Genomic DNA, 15,448 nt, shown 5'->3' with positions numbered 1-15,448 from the left:
ATAGTATCATTTATAATTATTAAAATACTTTAACTTGGTAGAGAGTAAAAGCGAGGTTCTTAATATGGAATATGTACGTTATACAGACGATGTCATAAGTAATAAAGAAAAAGAATTAAAGTTCTTAAAATATTTTAACGACAAATCATTTGAAGTGATCGATATGGGGTTTATTGAAAAACTTCAATGGAATCAACTTACTCAAGATGACTTGAATAGCTTAGATACTAGAAGTATATGGAAAAATGGTGGTTCTTTCTATAGTTTAAGAAACGATTGGACGGACCAAATTCAACATTATAGTCGAGAATATCAATTGAAAGCATCACGTGTCACTTATGCTGGCCCTATTTCAATTAATGAACGTATTTATACAAATCTTGGTGTTGAAATTTTCAACCCTAATCGTAATGATATGTTGCAATGTTATTCACTCATTTATGATTTCATTCAAAAAGAATTGGACTTGAATGTGGACTTTGCTGTAATCGGACATTACCAACTATTTGATTTACTATTACCTAAAGAAGAACAAACAGATGAATTATTCCAAGCAATTAGCGAAAGAAATATCTCAAAAATTTCAAAATTATTGCCACAGGATCATACGTTAGTTCAATTATTAAAAACACCAACACATCAACAATTAGATTTTTTAACGAAAGTTGCTGATGTCAATCATCCAACTTATGAATCATTACAATATTGGAAAGCTGCTTTAGAAGATTCTGGTATCAATCATATTCATTTAGACATAACAACGATGCCTCCTAAATCTTATTATGTAGGCAGTTTTATTCAACTTTATCAAAATAACCACCGCTCTCCTATTGCATCGGGTGGCCATTATAAAGGTACTTTGGAAGGTTTCGGGTTCGGTATTCAATTAACTTAGGAGGTTCATTATGTTAACAGTAGCGCTAAGTAAAGGTCGTTTATTAAAAGATTTTATTAAATTTATTGAATCAAATGGGAATGTTAAATGGGCAGATGCTCTGAATAATAGAGAAAGAAAACTTCAAATACAAATTGAAGATATTAGATTTATCTTAGTTAAAGGTAATGACGTGCCGACCTATGTTGAAGAAGGTATCGCTGATATCGGCATAACAGGTAGTGACATTCTAGATGAAAAGGACAAACTAAATGTTAATAACTTAGTGGATTTACCTTTCGGATATTGTCACTTCGCCGTAGCGAGCAAACCTGACGTCACTGAATATAATAAAATTGCGACGACTTATGTAAAAACAACTAAAGCTTATTTTAAAAATAAAGGACAAGATGTTTCAATCATTCCACTTTCCGGTTCTGTTGAATTAGCAGCCGTCGTTAATATGGTGGATGCGATCGTCGACATCGTTCAAACGGGCACAACTTTAAAATCTAACGGATTAGTTGAGAAAGAATCTATTGGCGATATTAACGCAAAATTAATCACAAACAAACATGCTTTCTTTAGTAAATCTAAAAAAATCGAATCATTTATCGAAGAAATTGGGGTGTCCTTAAATGCTATCTAAATCAGAATTTTTCACTCAATTTAATAAAGATACGAAGTCAGACGAACAAAATACCGAAATCGTAAAAAATATTATTCAAAATGTGAAAGAAAATAAAGACGAAGCGTTATTTAAATATAACCAACAATTCGACAAAGTAGATTTAACTCAACTTGAAGTACCTCAACAAGAAATACGTAACAGTATTAATCTCATCTCTGACGAATTAAAAGAAGCGCTTTTAAAAAGTCACGAACAGATTAAATCATTTCAACAAAAGATAAAGCATGAAAATGTAACAACCGGCCAAACTTACCAACTCTATCACCCAATTGAAAAAGTAGGTATTTACGTACCTGGTGGTAAAGCAAGTTACCCTTCTACAGTGTTAATGACTGCCACGTTAGCTAAAGTAGCAAACGTGAAAGAAATTATTGTTGTAACGCCTCCACAAAGTGAAGGTATTGATCCAGCTATTTTAGCAGCTTGTCACATTACTGGTGTAGATCGTGTATTCCAAGTTGGTGGCGCGCAAAGTATTGCTGCACTCGCTTATGGAACTGAATCAATTCCTAAAGTAGATAAAATTGTCGGTCCAGGTAACCAATTTGTTTCTTTAAGTAAACAACTACTTTACGGTGTTGTTGGCATTGACCAAATTGCTGGTCCTAGTGAAATTGCCTTAATTGCTGATGAACATTCAAATGTAGATTATATTATACAAGACCTACTCGCACAGGCTGAGCATGATGAACAAGCACGTACATTTCTTGTTTCAACAGATAAATCATTTTTAACTAAAGTAAATGAACAGCTTCCTGAAGCAATTGCACAGTCACCTAGAAAAGAAATTATTGCGGAAAGCATTAAGAACTTCCACTATTCAATACTGACGCAAGATGTTAACGAAACAATTGAAGTGATGAATGAAATTGCACCTGAACACTTATCTATACAAACGACAGATCCAAGTGCATATATTGGAAAGATAAAATACGTTGGTGCAATGTTCCTAGGTCAATATTCACCTGAAGCTATAGGCGACTATTCTGCTGGTCCAAGCCATGTCTTACCTACAGATCAAACAGCACGATTTTCTAACGGATTAACTGTTAATGATTTCTTAACGAGCCACTCTGTTATTCATTTAGATGAACAAGCATATCGCTCCATTGCACCAAGTGCGATTTCATTGGCAAATGAAGAAGGTTTATATCAACATAAACAATCTTTAGAAGTGAGATTAACAAACAACAAGGAGTCGTAAATGATGATCAGAATTAATAAGAATGAAAGCCCTATTCCGGCTTTAAATCCAGAAATATTAACCGATATTATCACGAAAGCAGAATTTAATTTTTATCCAGATGAAGAATATGATGCTTTCATAAATGCATATGCAAATTATTATCAATTATCACCGACACAAGTATCAGCAGCAAACGGTTCTGACGAATGGATACAAAAATGTATGATCGCTTTACCAGAAGGTCCTGTTCTTACACTTAATCCAGATTTCTTTATGTATACGGCATATGCGAATCAAATCAATCGCCCTATTCATTATGTTGATGCTGAAGATGATTATACATTCTCATTATCAAAAATAAAAAAAGAAATTAATCGTCTCAAGCCGGCATTTTTTATTATGAGCGTCCCTCATAACCCATCAGGTATTCAATATTCAAAAGCATTTTTAGATGAAATTGGAGATTTAATGAAAGCTGTTGGTGGTTATTTCATTATTGATGAAGCTTATTTAGATTTCGGTGATGCATATCAAATTGAGCATCAAGATCACATTATTCAAATAAGAACATTAAGTAAAGCATTTGCAATTGCTGGTTTAAGAGTTGGTATGGTAATTTCAACTGAAAAAACAATTCAACAATTAAATCGTATTGCTCATCCTTATCCTTTAAATACATTAACGTTAAATATAGCAACAGCATTATTTTCAGATAAGCAACTCGTGAACCAATTATTACAACGTCAAAGAGCTTTGTGTGAGAAGCTTAGAAATATATTCGAAAAAAATGTGAGTGATATTATACATGTCATTCCTTCTAAAACGAATTTCGTATTAACTTACGGTGATTATGCGAACGACTTAGGTCAATATATCAATGACCACGGATTTTTACCTCGATTTTATAACGAAGAAAATATGAAACAAACCGTTCGTTATTCTATCGCAACTGAATCACAATTAGATGAACTAGAACAAATCGTACTTGAGTGGAGGAAAGAATATGACTTATCAAAAAGCAAGAGCAACTAAAGAAACAGATATTAACATTTCATTAAACTTTAGCAATGAGCCATCTCAAATTAATACTGGTGTAGGATTTTTAGACCACATGTTAACGTTATTTAGCTTTCACAGTGGCATTCAATTGAACATTGAAGTTGATGGTGACACATATGTCGATGACCACCACACAGTAGAAGATATCGGCATTGTTATTGGTCAACTACTGTTAGAAGCGATTAAAGACCAACCTTCTTTCACTAGATATGGTTCTTTCTATATTCCAATGGACGAAACATTAGCACGTGTTGTAACTGATATAAGCGGCCGTCCATACTTATCATTTAATGCTACTTTTTCACGTGAAAAAGTTGGTACATTCGATACTGAACTTGTTGAAGAATTCTTTAGAGCGCTCGTAATTAATGCAAGACTTACAACACATGTCGACCTAATCAGAGGCGGCAATACACACCATGAAATTGAAGCAATCTTTAAAGCTTTTGCTAGAAGTTTAAAAATTGCTTTAAGCAAAAGTGATGTCGATGGTGTTCCTTCGTCTAAGGGCGTGATTGAATAATGATCGCTATTGTTGATTACGGTTTAGGTAATATCAAAAACATTAAACGTGCGTTACTACATTTAGGATATGACGCAGTACTCACATCTGATAAAGAAACGATATTAAACAGTTCACATGTCATTCTTCCTGGTGTCGGTCATTTTAAAGATGCCATGATCCAATTACAAAAAAGTGGTCTAGATCAAGTTATACAAGAAATCAAAGATACACATCGTATCATCGGTATTTGTTTAGGTATGCAAGTCTTATTCGAATTTAGTGAAGAAGGTGCTACTAAAGGTCTTGGCATCTTACAAGGTAAAGTCATTCCTATTGAAAGCCCCTATCCTGTACCTCACTTAGGTTGGAACAATTTAAATAGTGAACATCCTTTATTAGATGGCGATGTTTACTTTATACATTCATATCATGTGTCAACGCCATTACCGATTGTTGCTACAGCTGATTATGGACAAGATATAACAGCAATTGTGCAACAGAATAATGTTATCGGCATTCAATTTCATCCAGAAAAAAGCGGTGAATATGGACTTAAAATACTAGATCAAGCATTGAAAGAAGGGTTTTTAAATGATTGAAATTTGGCCAGCAATTGATTTAATAGATTCAACAAGTGTGCGTTTAACTGAAGGTAAATATGATTCTCAAGAATCTATGCCACGTACAGCTGAAGAAGCAATTTCATTTTATTCACAATATAAACAAGTCTCAAGAATACATGTCATCGATTTAATCGGTGCAAAAAATCAACAACCAACAGAATCTGATTATATAGAACAACTTGTAGGATTAACGGAATTACCTATAGAAGTTGGAGGTGGTATTAGAACAACGGATACCATCCAATCTTACTTTGATAAAGGTATTTCATATATTATTGTCGGCACGAAAGGCATTCAAGACTTAACTTGGTTAACTGAAGTCAGTCGTCAATTTCCTAATAAGATATACTTATCCGTTGATGCTTATGTTGAAGAAATAAAACTCAACGGTTGGATTGATGATGCAGGATTGAACTTATTTGATTTTGTTAAAAAAATCGATCATTTACCACTTGGTGGCATTATTTATACGGATATATCTAAAGATGGCAAAATGGAAGGACCAAACTTTGAATTGACGGGTAAATTGGTTCAAAGCACACGTCTACCTGTTGTCGCATCTGGAGGCATTAGAAACACAGATGATATTGAACAATTAAACCAATTAAATGTACACGCTGCAATTGTAGGTAAAGCTGCAAATACAGATGCATTTTGGGAGGGACTTTCATGATCAAAAAGAGAATCATCCCCTGTCTTGATGTCAAAGACGGACGCGTCGTGAAAGGCATCCAATTTAAAGGTTTAAGAGACATTGGACATCCTGTCGAACTCGCTGAATATTATAATCAAGAAGCGGCTGATGAATTAGTGTTCTTAGATATCTCTAAGACTGAAAATGGACATCAAATGATGTTAGATATTATTTCTGAAACAGCTTCTAAACTATTTATTCCTTTAACAATCGGTGGCGGTATTAGCACACTTGATGATATATCAACTCTATTAAATCATGGTGCTGATAAAATATCTTTAAATTCAAGTGCATTACGAAATCCACAATTTATTAAAGAAGCAAGTGATAAATTTGGTAAGCAATGTATTTGTATCGCAATTGATGCACAATGGGAAGAAGAACATCAAGATTGGTATTGCTATACGCATGGTGGAAAACAGCGTACAGATATTCGTGTACTAGATTGGGTACAAGACGTTCAACAATTAGGCGCTGGTGAATTGTTAGTAACGAGTATGGATTTCGATGGTGTTAAACAAGGGTTTGATCATCAACTATTGACTGAAATTAATAAACGCGTAAGTATTCCTGTCATTGCTTCTGGTGGTGGCGGTAATAGTCAACATTTTGTCGATTTATTTAAAGAGACTGACGTGTCAGCTGGATTAGCAGCAAGTATCTTTCACGACAAAGAAACGACGATTCAAGCAGTTAAATCACATTTATCAAATGAAGGAGTGATGGTTAGATGAGTAATGAGACACCTGATTTTTCAAAGGGTTTAATACCCGCTATACTTCAACATCATCAAACTGGTCAAGTACTTATGTTAGGTTATATGAATCAAGAAGCCTATGAATTAACACTTCAAGACAAAGTATGTTGGTTCTATTCAAGAAGTAAAGATCGTCTTTGGAAAAAAGGAGAATCTTCTAAACATTATCAACATGTGATTGATATAAAACTTGATTGTGATCAAGATACTGTATTAATTCAAGTCGATCCTGATGGCCCTACTTGTCACACAGGTTCACAAAGTTGTTTTAATACTCCAACGCCATATTCACTTTCAGAATTAGAAGCAACTATACAAGAAAGTGTACAATCAGGAAATCCAAATTCTTATACTAATTATTTATTAACTGAAGGTATTGAAAAAATCACTAAAAAATATGGTGAAGAATCATTTGAAGTTGTTATTGCAGCTATGAAACAAGATAATGTTGAACTCGCAAATGAAGTTGCAGATGTGCTCTATCACTTATTTGTATTGCTTCATAACAGAGGTGTTGCTTATGAAGATGTCATTGCCGTTTTAAGTGAAAGACATCATAAAAAAGGCAACTTCAAAGGTGAACGTAAAGATATTAATCATTGGTAATTTGTCACAATTCATATATTGTCAAATAATAACAGTCGCTTATACTAGTACATAGAGGTGTTCATATGTTACAAGATAAAGCGACTGCTTTTATTATAGAAATGCATCAAGCATTGAATATTAATGAAAATAAAACGAAATCGAGAATTCAAGAAATAAAGAAAGAAATTTCTCAAACTGGCACATACACGCATACGACAGAAGAACTTGAATATGGTGCAAAAGTCGCATGGAGAAATTCAAATAGATGTATTGGTCGATTTTTCTGGGATAAATTAATCGTTAGAGATTTAAGACACATTGACTCAGAATCATCATTTATAAATGCAATTGAAGATCATATTGAAACTGCTACAAATGGCGGGAAAATCAAACCAATGATTTCTATTTTTTCGAACCACTTTGAAATAATGAACGAACAATTGATTAGATATGCAGGGTATAACCATATAGGTGATCCAAAGTCTAAAAAGTTCACCCAACTTGCTCAACATTTAGGATGGCAAGGTCAAGGGACTGAATTTGATATTCTGCCATTAGCTTATCGTATAAAAAATCAAACTTTTAAATACCATACTTACAAAACTGTTATCATCAAAGAAGTTCAAATCACACATGATCAATATCCTGATTTAGAAAAGTTAAATTTAAAATGGTACGCTGTCCCTATTATTTCGAACATGGATTTAGAAATTGGCGGATTGTATTACCATACTGCCCCATTTAACGGTTGGTATATGGAGACAGAAATTGGTGTCCGAAACTTTACGGACGAATATCGCTACAATAAATTACGAGATATTGCTACAGCATTCCATTTAGATACGACACAAACATCAAGTTACTGGAGAGATAGAGCTTTAGTTGAATTTAACTATGCTGTATATCACTCTTTCAAACAATCAGGTGTTTCGATTGTTGATCACTACACTGCATCAAAACAATTCATGAAATTCGAAGAAAACGAATCTAAATTAAATCGAAAAGTAACAGGAAAATGGAGTTGGTTAGCACCACCACTTTCCCCATCACTTGTACACAATTATCATAAAGGCTATGATAATGAAATGAGAAGTCCTAACTTTTTATATAAGAAAAAACAAAATGTATGTCCATTCCATTAGAAAGGTAGTCGTTTATGAAATTATACTATTTAGGACCTAAAGGGACTTTCTCCCATATGGCAGCCTTAAACTACAGCGCCACAACGATTGATGAATATATTCCAAAATCAAATTTATACGAAGTTGTTAAAGCAGTTGAATCAGATCCAAAAAATATCGCGATTGCACCGATTGAAAATTCAATTGAAGGTACAATCAATATTATTGCTGATGCTTTAACAGCACAAACCGTTCATGTCATCGATGAATTACATTTAGATATTTCATTTTCATTGTATGCACATAAAGGAACTCGATTAGAAGATATTAAAGAAGTTGTCTCTATCGCTCCTGCAGTTAACCAAACATCAAAGTTTATTAAAGAACACAACTTTACATATCGTTATTCTGATAGTACCGTTCAAAGTCTTGAAGAAATTGATGCACATACAGCTGCAATTGCGCCAATTGGATTAGAAGAAACAAATAGTGATGTTATTGCTTTGCAACAACATATCGAAGACTATCCACATAACACGACGAGGTTCTTAGTATTATCAGCAGAGGAAAAATATGCAGAAAAAGCAACTGACAGTATTTTATTAATTACACCAGATGAAGACAAACCTGGCTTACTAGCAAGTATTTTAAATGCTTTCGCTTTGTTTAATATTAATTTATCTTGGATTGAATCACGTCCACTAAAAACACAACTTGGTATGTACCATTTCTTTGTACAAGCAGATTGTAGTGCTGAAGAAATCGAAATGAAAAAAGTCATTACTATTTTAAAAACGCTGGACTTTAATGTTAAAGTGCTTGGTAACTTTAATAAAAATATATAATCGACTAAAAAACAAGGTTAAGACATGTTGATATCATGTCTTAACCTTGTTTTATTTTTTATAATTCGTATACTGTTTTCACATTATCATGCTTAATGCGTGTTAAATTAATATTCTCTTTCATATATATACCTTCTGCGTTTATAAACTTAATGTTATCTGAACGCTCATCTGCAAATTGATTATTAAATATATAAATATCTTTATTGATCGCATCTTCGTAACTCTTTATTAATATACTTTGTTTGGATTGAATATTACTAAAAGTATTTTCACCGATTAATAAAGTAGAACCACCTTGTGCACCTTTACTTAATTGATTAATGTCGAATGAATATTTACCAGTAGGCACCGCTAGATATCTGATGCCCCCTTCACAATCAATAAATTGATTATTTGTAATTGAAGTCTCTTTTGATTTAAGTAATGTTACTGCGAAGTCCCCTAATCCATCAAAAATATTATGTTTGATGTGGATATTTTCATAAAATGCATCATACATGCTGGCATGCGATCCAATAGCACGATTCCATGCTGACATATTCGGATCTCCTGAATTTCCGAAATAGCAATGCTCAATTAAAACATTTCTTGTCACCGTGCCATCTGTCGCACCGAACTTTGGAAATGCACCTTTAATCTGTAAATCTATTTGTACTGCTTCACTAAATAATCTTGTACCACTGTCATCTCTAAAACCTAAAAATTGACACTCCGTCAGATAAAAACCATCAATACCACAAGCATCAATCGCATGTCCCCCGACTACATTTTTAAATGTGACACCATGAATTTGAATGTTACGCGCATGTCCAATTGACATGATTGTATTATTTGTATTGTTTGTATGTCCAAATGCATCAAAAGTCCCACCAATAATATTTATATTTCCATGCCCTTCATAGCCATAATATTTTTTGAATTTATGACCATTCTTCAACATAGCGGTCGGTGACTTTCTAATTAATACTGCTTCATCATCGAGTATCAACGTTGTATGTTCATAAATAACGAGTTCATAAATAATATGATATTCACCTTTTGGGATATAAATCGTTACGGGGCCTTTCTTAGCTTGAAGTAGCGCTAATTGTATACCTATAGTATCTCTTAAACCACATCGTCCGCGTGCACCATAATTTTTAACATTAATTGTGTTCAGCATACTATATAACCACCTTAAAATAGCGTATAATTTCATTATATTCATATTACACCGAAATGATAATATAGACAATTGAGGGGGCAAAACATTGAATAAAGCACTGATCGTCGTAGATTATTCAAATGATTTTATTGCAACAAATGGTAAATTAACTTGTGGAGAGCCTGGACAACAGATCGAACAAAACATTATAAATAAGATTGAAACTTACAATAACAATCAAGATTTCATCTTCTACCTAATGGATTATCATTTAGAAAATGATCCTTACCATCCTGAGACGAAACTCTTCCCACCGCATAATATTGTTAATACTGAAGGCAGACAATTATATAATCAATTACAGCCACAATATGAAAGTATTCAAGATGCTGAACATGTTTTTTGGATAGATAAAACACGATACAGCTCATTCGCTGGTACACATTTAGATAGTCTTTTAAGAGAAAGAAATGTGGATACAGTTGAAATTGTTGGTGTATGTACTGATATTTGTGTATTACACACAGCCGTTGACGCATACAATCTTAATTACAATATCATCATACCGTCTAACTGTGTCGCATCATTTAATCAAGCTGGCCATGAATGGGCACTGACACATTTTGAAAATAGTATAGGCGCTGTTGTAGAATAGAAAAGTCGTTCATGTTAAAATTAAGTAGACAGAATATTCATATCAAAAGGAGAAATCACATTGGTTAAAACATTTATTTTCGGACATAAAAATCCAGACACAGATACAATTGCTTCAGCATTAGTTATGGAAGATTTACAAAAAGCACTTGGCAATGATGCACAAGCAGCTAGACTTGGTGATGTTTCTGATGAAACGCAATTTGCATTAGATTATTTTAAAGTTGAAGCACCTGCATTATTAGAGACACCTTTAGCAGATAAAGAAGTCATCTTAGTAGACCATAATGAATTCCAACAAAGTGCTGATGATATTACAGATGCAACAATTACAATGGTAGTTGACCACCACCGTATCAGTAATTTCGAAACTGGTGCCCCTCTTTATTACAGAGCTGAGTCAGTTGGTTGTACAACAACAATTTTAAAGAAAATGTACGAAGAAAATAATATCGAAATTAAGCCTGAAATTGCTGGTCTTATGATTTCTGCAATTATCTCAGATACTTTATTATTCAAATCACCTACATGTACTGATCAAGATGTTGCTGCATGTGAAGCTTTAGCGAAAATTGCTAACGTAGACTTAAATGAATACGGTTTAGACATGCTTAAAGCTGGTGCTTCAGTTAAAGGTAAAACACCTGAATTCTTATTAAACATGGATGCAAAATCATTCAATATGGGTGAACATGTCGTACGTATCGCTCAAGTGAATACAGTAGACGTTAACGAAGTTTTAGAAATTCAAGAAGACGTTGAAAATGAAATCAACGCGATTATCGCTAAAGAACAATATGATTTATTTGTATTTGTTATTACAGATATCTTAAACAGTGATTCAACAGCGATTGCTTTAGGTAAACAACAACAAGTTGTTGAACAAGCATTTGATACAAAATTAGATGGAAATGTAGCTGTATTACCTGGTGTCGTTTCTCGTAAAAAACAAGTTGTACCACCAATTGATGAATTATTAGGAAAATAATTTAAAGGAGTGTGTTTGCAATGGAAATTAAACAAGGCACAAATAAATTTTATGTAGGCAATTCTGAGAATGATTTTGACGCTGAAATTACTTATCAAGATAACGATGGTAAAATACTTGTAGTTGACCATACGTTCGTTGATACAAGTCTAAGAGGACAAGGCATCGCACGTAAGTTAGTGGATGTAGTAATTGAGAAAGCACGCAATGAAGGAAAAGTCATCGATCCTGTTTGTCCATATGTGAAAGATGTCATGAACAAAGACCAAAGCACACACGACGTTTTAAAAAATGCATAATAAATACAAAACAGTGCTGAGACAAATGTCTCAGCACTGTTTTTTTATGTAAGAAGAAAAGATATCGTGCGATTGATCCTGAATCGCACGATATCTCGACAAAATCCCAAAGTCTTCGTGCGATTGATACTGAACCGCACGATATCTCGGCAAAATCCCAAAGTCTTCGTGCGATTTACCTTGAAACGCACGATATCTCGGCAAAATCCCAAAGTCTTCGTGCGATTGATCCTGAATCGCACGATATCTCGGCGAAACCCCAAAGTCTTCGTGCGATTGATACTGTATCGCACGATATCTCGGCACTACTATCTCTACCATTCTACCCTACTTTAAATTTCCATACTCTCTATTATCTTTTTATACAATGGTTGATAATGTGGCTTTGATTTTTCAGCTGAACATTGATTCATTGGTGGATATTTTAAATCTTGTGCATCTTTCAACGTCACTTCATCTAAATAGTTCGACGCTTCATCATAATTATAACAACTTGGATAAGCATATTTATGATTAAAATGATCAACCACTACCCTAGTCGTTGACGAAGGTTGTTGTTTAAATGGAATCACAAAAATACATATGATAACTAATACGACAATACATGAAATCAATATAAATCGTTTAGACTTCAAATCGAACGCCAATTTGTTCTCTCATTTCATCTAATACTGCTATTGTATCTATTGTTCTTTGGTGTGTATTAATTGTTGATTCCACTTTTTGAGATTGAATACATTCAATAAATTCTATGATTTCATCTTTCATTACATACGTATCATCACATTTAAATTCTTTTACCAATATGCCTTCTTTATCATAAATTTTGATATGCGATGGCGCACTTATTTTATCTATAATGACTGATCCTTGTTCACCAATAATCTCTGAAGGGCTCACTCTGTCACAGATTTTAGAATAACTGATTGTAGCTTGGAATGTCTCATAGTCTAGAATGGCATTCCCTTGTCCATCTGCCCCAGTATCCAACTTGAATCCATATGCTTTAAGTTCTTTTGGCTTACCGAATAAATGTATCATCGGTGCTACTGCATATACGCCTAAATCCATTAACGCACCGTTACCTAATTCAGGTTTAAATGCATTTTCAATAATACCTTGTTTATATTTATCATATCTTGATGAATATTGATGGTAGTGAAAACTCGCATACCTAATTTCACCGATATCTACATTCGCTTCTTTAAATTCAACAAAAGGCACCATAACAGTTGATTTCATTGCTTCCATTACCGTTACATTATTTTCATGCGCTAACCTAGATAATGTTTCAAATTGTTCTTTATTAATCGTTGCAGGCTTTTCAATCAATACATGCTTCTTATGTTCAATCGCCAATTTCGCTTGTTCAAAATGAAACGCATTTGGTGTTGCTATATAAATCGCTTCAAAAGACGTCGCTTTACAAAATGCTTCCAAATCAGTATATATCTCAGCAAGATCATGTTTCTCTTTAAAATATGACGCACGTTCCTCAGTTCGGGAGTACACAGCATATGGTTCAAAACCATCTACTACTTTGCCATTTTCAATAAAACGATCACTAATCCAATTCGTACCAATAAATCCAAACTTCATATTGATTCACCTTTTCGTAATATATTTTTAATTATATTCACTTTTACAAATAAAGCTTTCGCTTTTAATTATAACTATTGTTAAAATATAAACAACAGATTTATAAAAGGGGTTATGAACTTTGACTATAGCTAATCAATTTGAAAACATACAATCTTTTTTTGATAGTGATACAACTAAAGATATTAAATACAGAAAAAAGCAACTTCGCCTATTAAAAAAAGCAATTAAATCAAATGAAACAGATTTAATTGCTGCTTTACAATTAGATTTAGGAAAGAATTCTGTTGAGTCATATGCAACAGAGATTGGTTATATTTATAAAAGTATTTCTTTAATGATAAAGGATATAAAACAATTAGCGAGTAAGAAAAACGTAAATACACCTGTCTTCTTATTCCCTAGTAAAAGTTATACGATACATGAGCCATACGGTACAGTCCTTATTATTGGACCATTCAATTATCCATTCCAATTAGTATTTGAACCTTTAATCGGTGCAATTGCTGCTGGAAACTGTGCTGTTGTTAAGCCATCAGAACTCACACCAAATGTAACTCGTGTTATTCAAAACATCATAGCGCAAGCATTTGAAGAAGACTTTGTCACTTGTGTAACTGGTGATAAAACAGTCACTGAAGAACTGTTAACTTATCCATTTGATTTTGTATTTTTCACAGGATCTACAAAAATTGGCCAAATTGTTTACGAACAAGCAAGTAAACAATTGATTCCTGTTGCCCTTGAATTAGGTGGAAAAAGTCCAGCTATCGTCGATAAAACAGCCAATATCAAAGTTGCAGCTGAACGAATTGCTTTTGGTAAATATATTAATGCAGGACAAACTTGTGTTGCGCCAGACTATGTACTCATTGATGCATGTATTAAGCAACAATTTATCAATGCTGTTAAATCAACGATTCAAGAATTCTATAGTAAAGACGCAAAAAATAGCGACGACTTTGGCAGAATTGTAAACGAAGCACATACACAACGTCTAAGTAATTTAATTAACGAAACAAGCGGAGATATTGTATACGGTGGCAACAGTGACGAAAGTACGCGTTATATTGAGCCAACTGTCGTAGATAATGTTAAATTTGATGATATATTGATGGAAGATGAAATATTCGGACCTATATTACCAATCATGACTTATGAAAGCTTTGGCGATGCTATACAATATATTAAAAGTAAACCAAAACCATTAGCTTTATATTTATTTAGTGAAGATGAAAATCATACAGATGAAGTTGTAAATCGCTTGTCATTTGGTGGAGGTTGCATCAACGACACTTTATTACATGTTGGTAACTTTAACTTACCATTCGGTGGCGTTGGTCATTCAGGAATTGGAAAATATCATGGCAAATCCTCATTCGAACTATTTAGTAATGTAAAAGGCATGATGTTTAAAACGACTAAACTCGAGACAGGAGTGTTGTTCCCTCCTTATAAAGGTAAGGGAAAATATGTACGAGCAATGTTTAAGAAATAAAGAATATAGACTATACGTTACTAACAAAAAAAATTGCGTTAACGAGATTGTTTTCTGAAACTATCCTGTTAGCGCATTATTTTTTTGGATTTCATTGCTATTTCTCACTTCTGGACACCATTTTTACCCGCTAACGAGATTGTTTTTACTTTCTATCTCGTTAGAATTTCTAAGAGGATTGTTTACTTGAACTATCTCGTTAGAGCACTATTTCTTTGGATTTTACCTCTATTTCCCTCTTCTGAATACCCTTTTTACCCGCTAACGGGATTGTTTTTACTTTCTATCTCGTTAGAATTTCTAAGAGGATTGTTTTCTGA

18 protein-coding genes are annotated in these 15,448 nt (G+C 33.4%); 15 read left to right on the top strand and 3 right to left on the bottom strand.

Going from position 1 to position 15,448, the window contains the following annotated elements:
- Positions 1–64 precede the first annotated feature (64 nt).
- The 11 genes from P3U32_RS04075 to P3U32_RS04025 all read left to right on the top strand — a co-directional run bounded on the left by P3U32_RS04075 (position 65) and on the right by P3U32_RS04025 (position 8,943).
- Positions 65–895, top strand: coding sequence for an ATP phosphoribosyltransferase regulatory subunit (locus P3U32_RS04075; protein ID WP_323704359.1), 831 nt, complete (start codon positions 65–67; stop codon positions 893–895).
- Between the two features lie 10 nt (positions 896–905).
- Positions 906–1,523 (top strand): ATP phosphoribosyltransferase, encoded by a 618-nt coding sequence (gene hisG, locus P3U32_RS04070; RefSeq protein WP_323704358.1) that lies wholly within the window; start codon positions 906–908, stop codon positions 1,521–1,523.
- Entirely contained in the window at positions 1,513–2,769 is a 1,257-nt protein-coding gene (gene hisD, locus P3U32_RS04065) for a histidinol dehydrogenase (protein ID WP_323704357.1), read from the top strand. The genes hisG and hisD overlap by 11 nt, the downstream gene beginning before the upstream one ends.
- A 3-nt stretch (positions 2,770–2,772) precedes the next feature.
- The gene (locus P3U32_RS04060) at positions 2,773–3,783 is read left to right on the top strand and encodes a pyridoxal phosphate-dependent aminotransferase (protein WP_323704839.1); all 1,011 of its coding nucleotides are present in this window, start codon (positions 2,773–2,775) and stop codon (positions 3,781–3,783) included.
- Complete coding sequence (gene hisB / locus P3U32_RS04055) at positions 3,755–4,333, top strand: imidazoleglycerol-phosphate dehydratase HisB (RefSeq protein ID WP_323704356.1); 579 nt, start codon at positions 3,755–3,757, stop codon at positions 4,331–4,333. The genes P3U32_RS04060 and hisB overlap by 29 nt, the downstream gene beginning before the upstream one ends.
- A complete protein-coding gene (gene hisH / locus P3U32_RS04050) occupies positions 4,333–4,914 on the top strand; it encodes an imidazole glycerol phosphate synthase subunit HisH (RefSeq protein ID WP_323704355.1) in 582 nt (193 codons plus the stop codon). Before hisB ends, hisH begins: the two co-directional genes overlap by 1 nt.
- The gene (gene hisA, locus P3U32_RS04045) at positions 4,907–5,611 is read left to right on the top strand and encodes a 1-(5-phosphoribosyl)-5-((5-phosphoribosylamino)methylideneamino)imidazole-4-carboxamide isomerase (RefSeq protein ID WP_323704354.1); all 705 of its coding nucleotides are present in this window, start codon (positions 4,907–4,909) and stop codon (positions 5,609–5,611) included. The genes hisH and hisA overlap by 8 nt, the downstream gene beginning before the upstream one ends.
- A complete protein-coding gene (hisF, locus tag P3U32_RS04040; RefSeq protein ID WP_323704352.1) occupies positions 5,608–6,366 on the top strand; it encodes an imidazole glycerol phosphate synthase subunit HisF in 759 nt (252 codons plus the stop codon). Before hisA ends, hisF begins: the two co-directional genes overlap by 4 nt.
- On the top strand, positions 6,363–6,995 hold the full coding sequence (gene hisIE, locus P3U32_RS04035) for a bifunctional phosphoribosyl-AMP cyclohydrolase/phosphoribosyl-ATP diphosphatase HisIE (protein WP_323704351.1): 633 nt from the start codon (positions 6,363–6,365) through the stop codon (positions 6,993–6,995). The genes hisF and hisIE overlap by 4 nt, the downstream gene beginning before the upstream one ends.
- Before the next feature lie 65 nt (positions 6,996–7,060).
- Positions 7,061–8,119, top strand: a complete 1,059-nt coding sequence (locus tag P3U32_RS04030; RefSeq protein ID WP_323704350.1) for a nitric oxide synthase oxygenase — start codon at positions 7,061–7,063, stop codon at positions 8,117–8,119.
- Between the two features lie 14 nt (positions 8,120–8,133).
- The gene (locus P3U32_RS04025; protein ID WP_323704349.1) at positions 8,134–8,943 is read left to right on the top strand and encodes a prephenate dehydratase; all 810 of its coding nucleotides are present in this window, start codon (positions 8,134–8,136) and stop codon (positions 8,941–8,943) included.
- A gap of 58 nt (positions 8,944–9,001) precedes the next feature.
- On the opposite strand, the gene P3U32_RS04020 is transcribed toward P3U32_RS04025, so the two are convergent.
- Positions 9,002–10,108 (bottom strand): glycosyl hydrolase family 28-related protein, encoded by a 1,107-nt coding sequence (locus P3U32_RS04020; RefSeq protein ID WP_323704348.1) that lies wholly within the window; start codon positions 10,106–10,108, stop codon positions 9,002–9,004.
- Positions 10,109–10,196: 88 nt separating this feature from the next.
- Here P3U32_RS04020 and P3U32_RS04015 point away from each other — a divergent pair, with 88 nt between their 5' ends.
- The 3 genes from P3U32_RS04015 to P3U32_RS04005 are packed head-to-tail and all read left to right on the top strand — an operon-like array spanning position 10,197 to position 12,031.
- Entirely contained in the window at positions 10,197–10,745 is a 549-nt protein-coding gene (locus tag P3U32_RS04015; RefSeq protein ID WP_323704347.1) for a cysteine hydrolase family protein, read from the top strand.
- A gap of 60 nt (positions 10,746–10,805) precedes the next feature.
- The gene (locus P3U32_RS04010; protein WP_323704346.1) at positions 10,806–11,732 is read left to right on the top strand and encodes a manganese-dependent inorganic pyrophosphatase; all 927 of its coding nucleotides are present in this window, start codon (positions 10,806–10,808) and stop codon (positions 11,730–11,732) included.
- A gap of 20 nt (positions 11,733–11,752) precedes the next feature.
- Positions 11,753–12,031, top strand: coding sequence for a GNAT family N-acetyltransferase (locus tag P3U32_RS04005; protein WP_323704345.1), 279 nt, complete (start codon positions 11,753–11,755; stop codon positions 12,029–12,031).
- 332 nt (positions 12,032–12,363) lie between these two features.
- Here P3U32_RS04005 and P3U32_RS04000 read toward each other — a convergent pair whose 3' ends face one another.
- Both P3U32_RS04000 and P3U32_RS03995 read right to left on the bottom strand, forming a co-directional pair.
- Entirely contained in the window at positions 12,364–12,666 is a 303-nt protein-coding gene (locus P3U32_RS04000; RefSeq protein ID WP_323704344.1) for a hypothetical protein, read from the bottom strand.
- Entirely contained in the window at positions 12,656–13,630 is a 975-nt protein-coding gene (locus P3U32_RS03995) for a Gfo/Idh/MocA family protein (RefSeq protein ID WP_323704343.1), read from the bottom strand. Before P3U32_RS03995 ends, P3U32_RS04000 begins: the two co-directional genes overlap by 11 nt.
- Positions 13,631–13,751: 121 nt before the next feature.
- Here P3U32_RS03995 and P3U32_RS03990 point away from each other — a divergent pair, with 121 nt between their 5' ends.
- Entirely contained in the window at positions 13,752–15,128 is a 1,377-nt protein-coding gene (locus P3U32_RS03990; RefSeq protein WP_323704342.1) for an aldehyde dehydrogenase, read from the top strand.
- Positions 15,129–15,448 lie beyond the last annotated feature (320 nt).

Source organism: Mammaliicoccus sp. Dog046 (assembly GCF_034039665.1).
Lineage (GTDB): Bacteria > Bacillota > Bacilli > Staphylococcales > Staphylococcaceae > Mammaliicoccus.
Note: the sequence above shows the minus strand (reverse complement) of the source record. Positions and strands in the feature narration are given on the sequence as shown.

Coding starts and splice junctions, on each gene's coding strand:
- P3U32_RS04075 (WP_323704359.1), top strand. CDS start 65: ATGGAATATGTACGTTATACAGACGATGTCATAAGTAATAAAGAAAAA.
- hisG (WP_323704358.1), top strand. CDS start 906: ATGTTAACAGTAGCGCTAAGTAAAGGTCGTTTATTAAAAGATTTTATT.
- hisD (WP_323704357.1), top strand. CDS start 1,513: ATGCTATCTAAATCAGAATTTTTCACTCAATTTAATAAAGATACGAAG.
- P3U32_RS04060 (WP_323704839.1), top strand. CDS start 2,773: ATGATCAGAATTAATAAGAATGAAAGCCCTATTCCGGCTTTAAATCCA.
- hisB (WP_323704356.1), top strand. CDS start 3,755: ATGACTTATCAAAAAGCAAGAGCAACTAAAGAAACAGATATTAACATT.
- hisH (WP_323704355.1), top strand. CDS start 4,333: ATGATCGCTATTGTTGATTACGGTTTAGGTAATATCAAAAACATTAAA.
- hisA (WP_323704354.1), top strand. CDS start 4,907: ATGATTGAAATTTGGCCAGCAATTGATTTAATAGATTCAACAAGTGTG.
- hisF (WP_323704352.1), top strand. CDS start 5,608: ATGATCAAAAAGAGAATCATCCCCTGTCTTGATGTCAAAGACGGACGC.
- hisIE (WP_323704351.1), top strand. CDS start 6,363: ATGAGTAATGAGACACCTGATTTTTCAAAGGGTTTAATACCCGCTATA.
- P3U32_RS04030 (WP_323704350.1), top strand. CDS start 7,061: ATGTTACAAGATAAAGCGACTGCTTTTATTATAGAAATGCATCAAGCA.
- P3U32_RS04025 (WP_323704349.1), top strand. CDS start 8,134: ATGAAATTATACTATTTAGGACCTAAAGGGACTTTCTCCCATATGGCA.
- P3U32_RS04020 (WP_323704348.1), bottom strand. CDS start 10,108: ATGCTGAACACAATTAATGTTAAAAATTATGGTGCACGCGGACGATGT.
- P3U32_RS04005 (WP_323704345.1), top strand. CDS start 11,753: ATGGAAATTAAACAAGGCACAAATAAATTTTATGTAGGCAATTCTGAG.
- P3U32_RS03995 (WP_323704343.1), bottom strand. CDS start 13,630: ATGAAGTTTGGATTTATTGGTACGAATTGGATTAGTGATCGTTTTATT.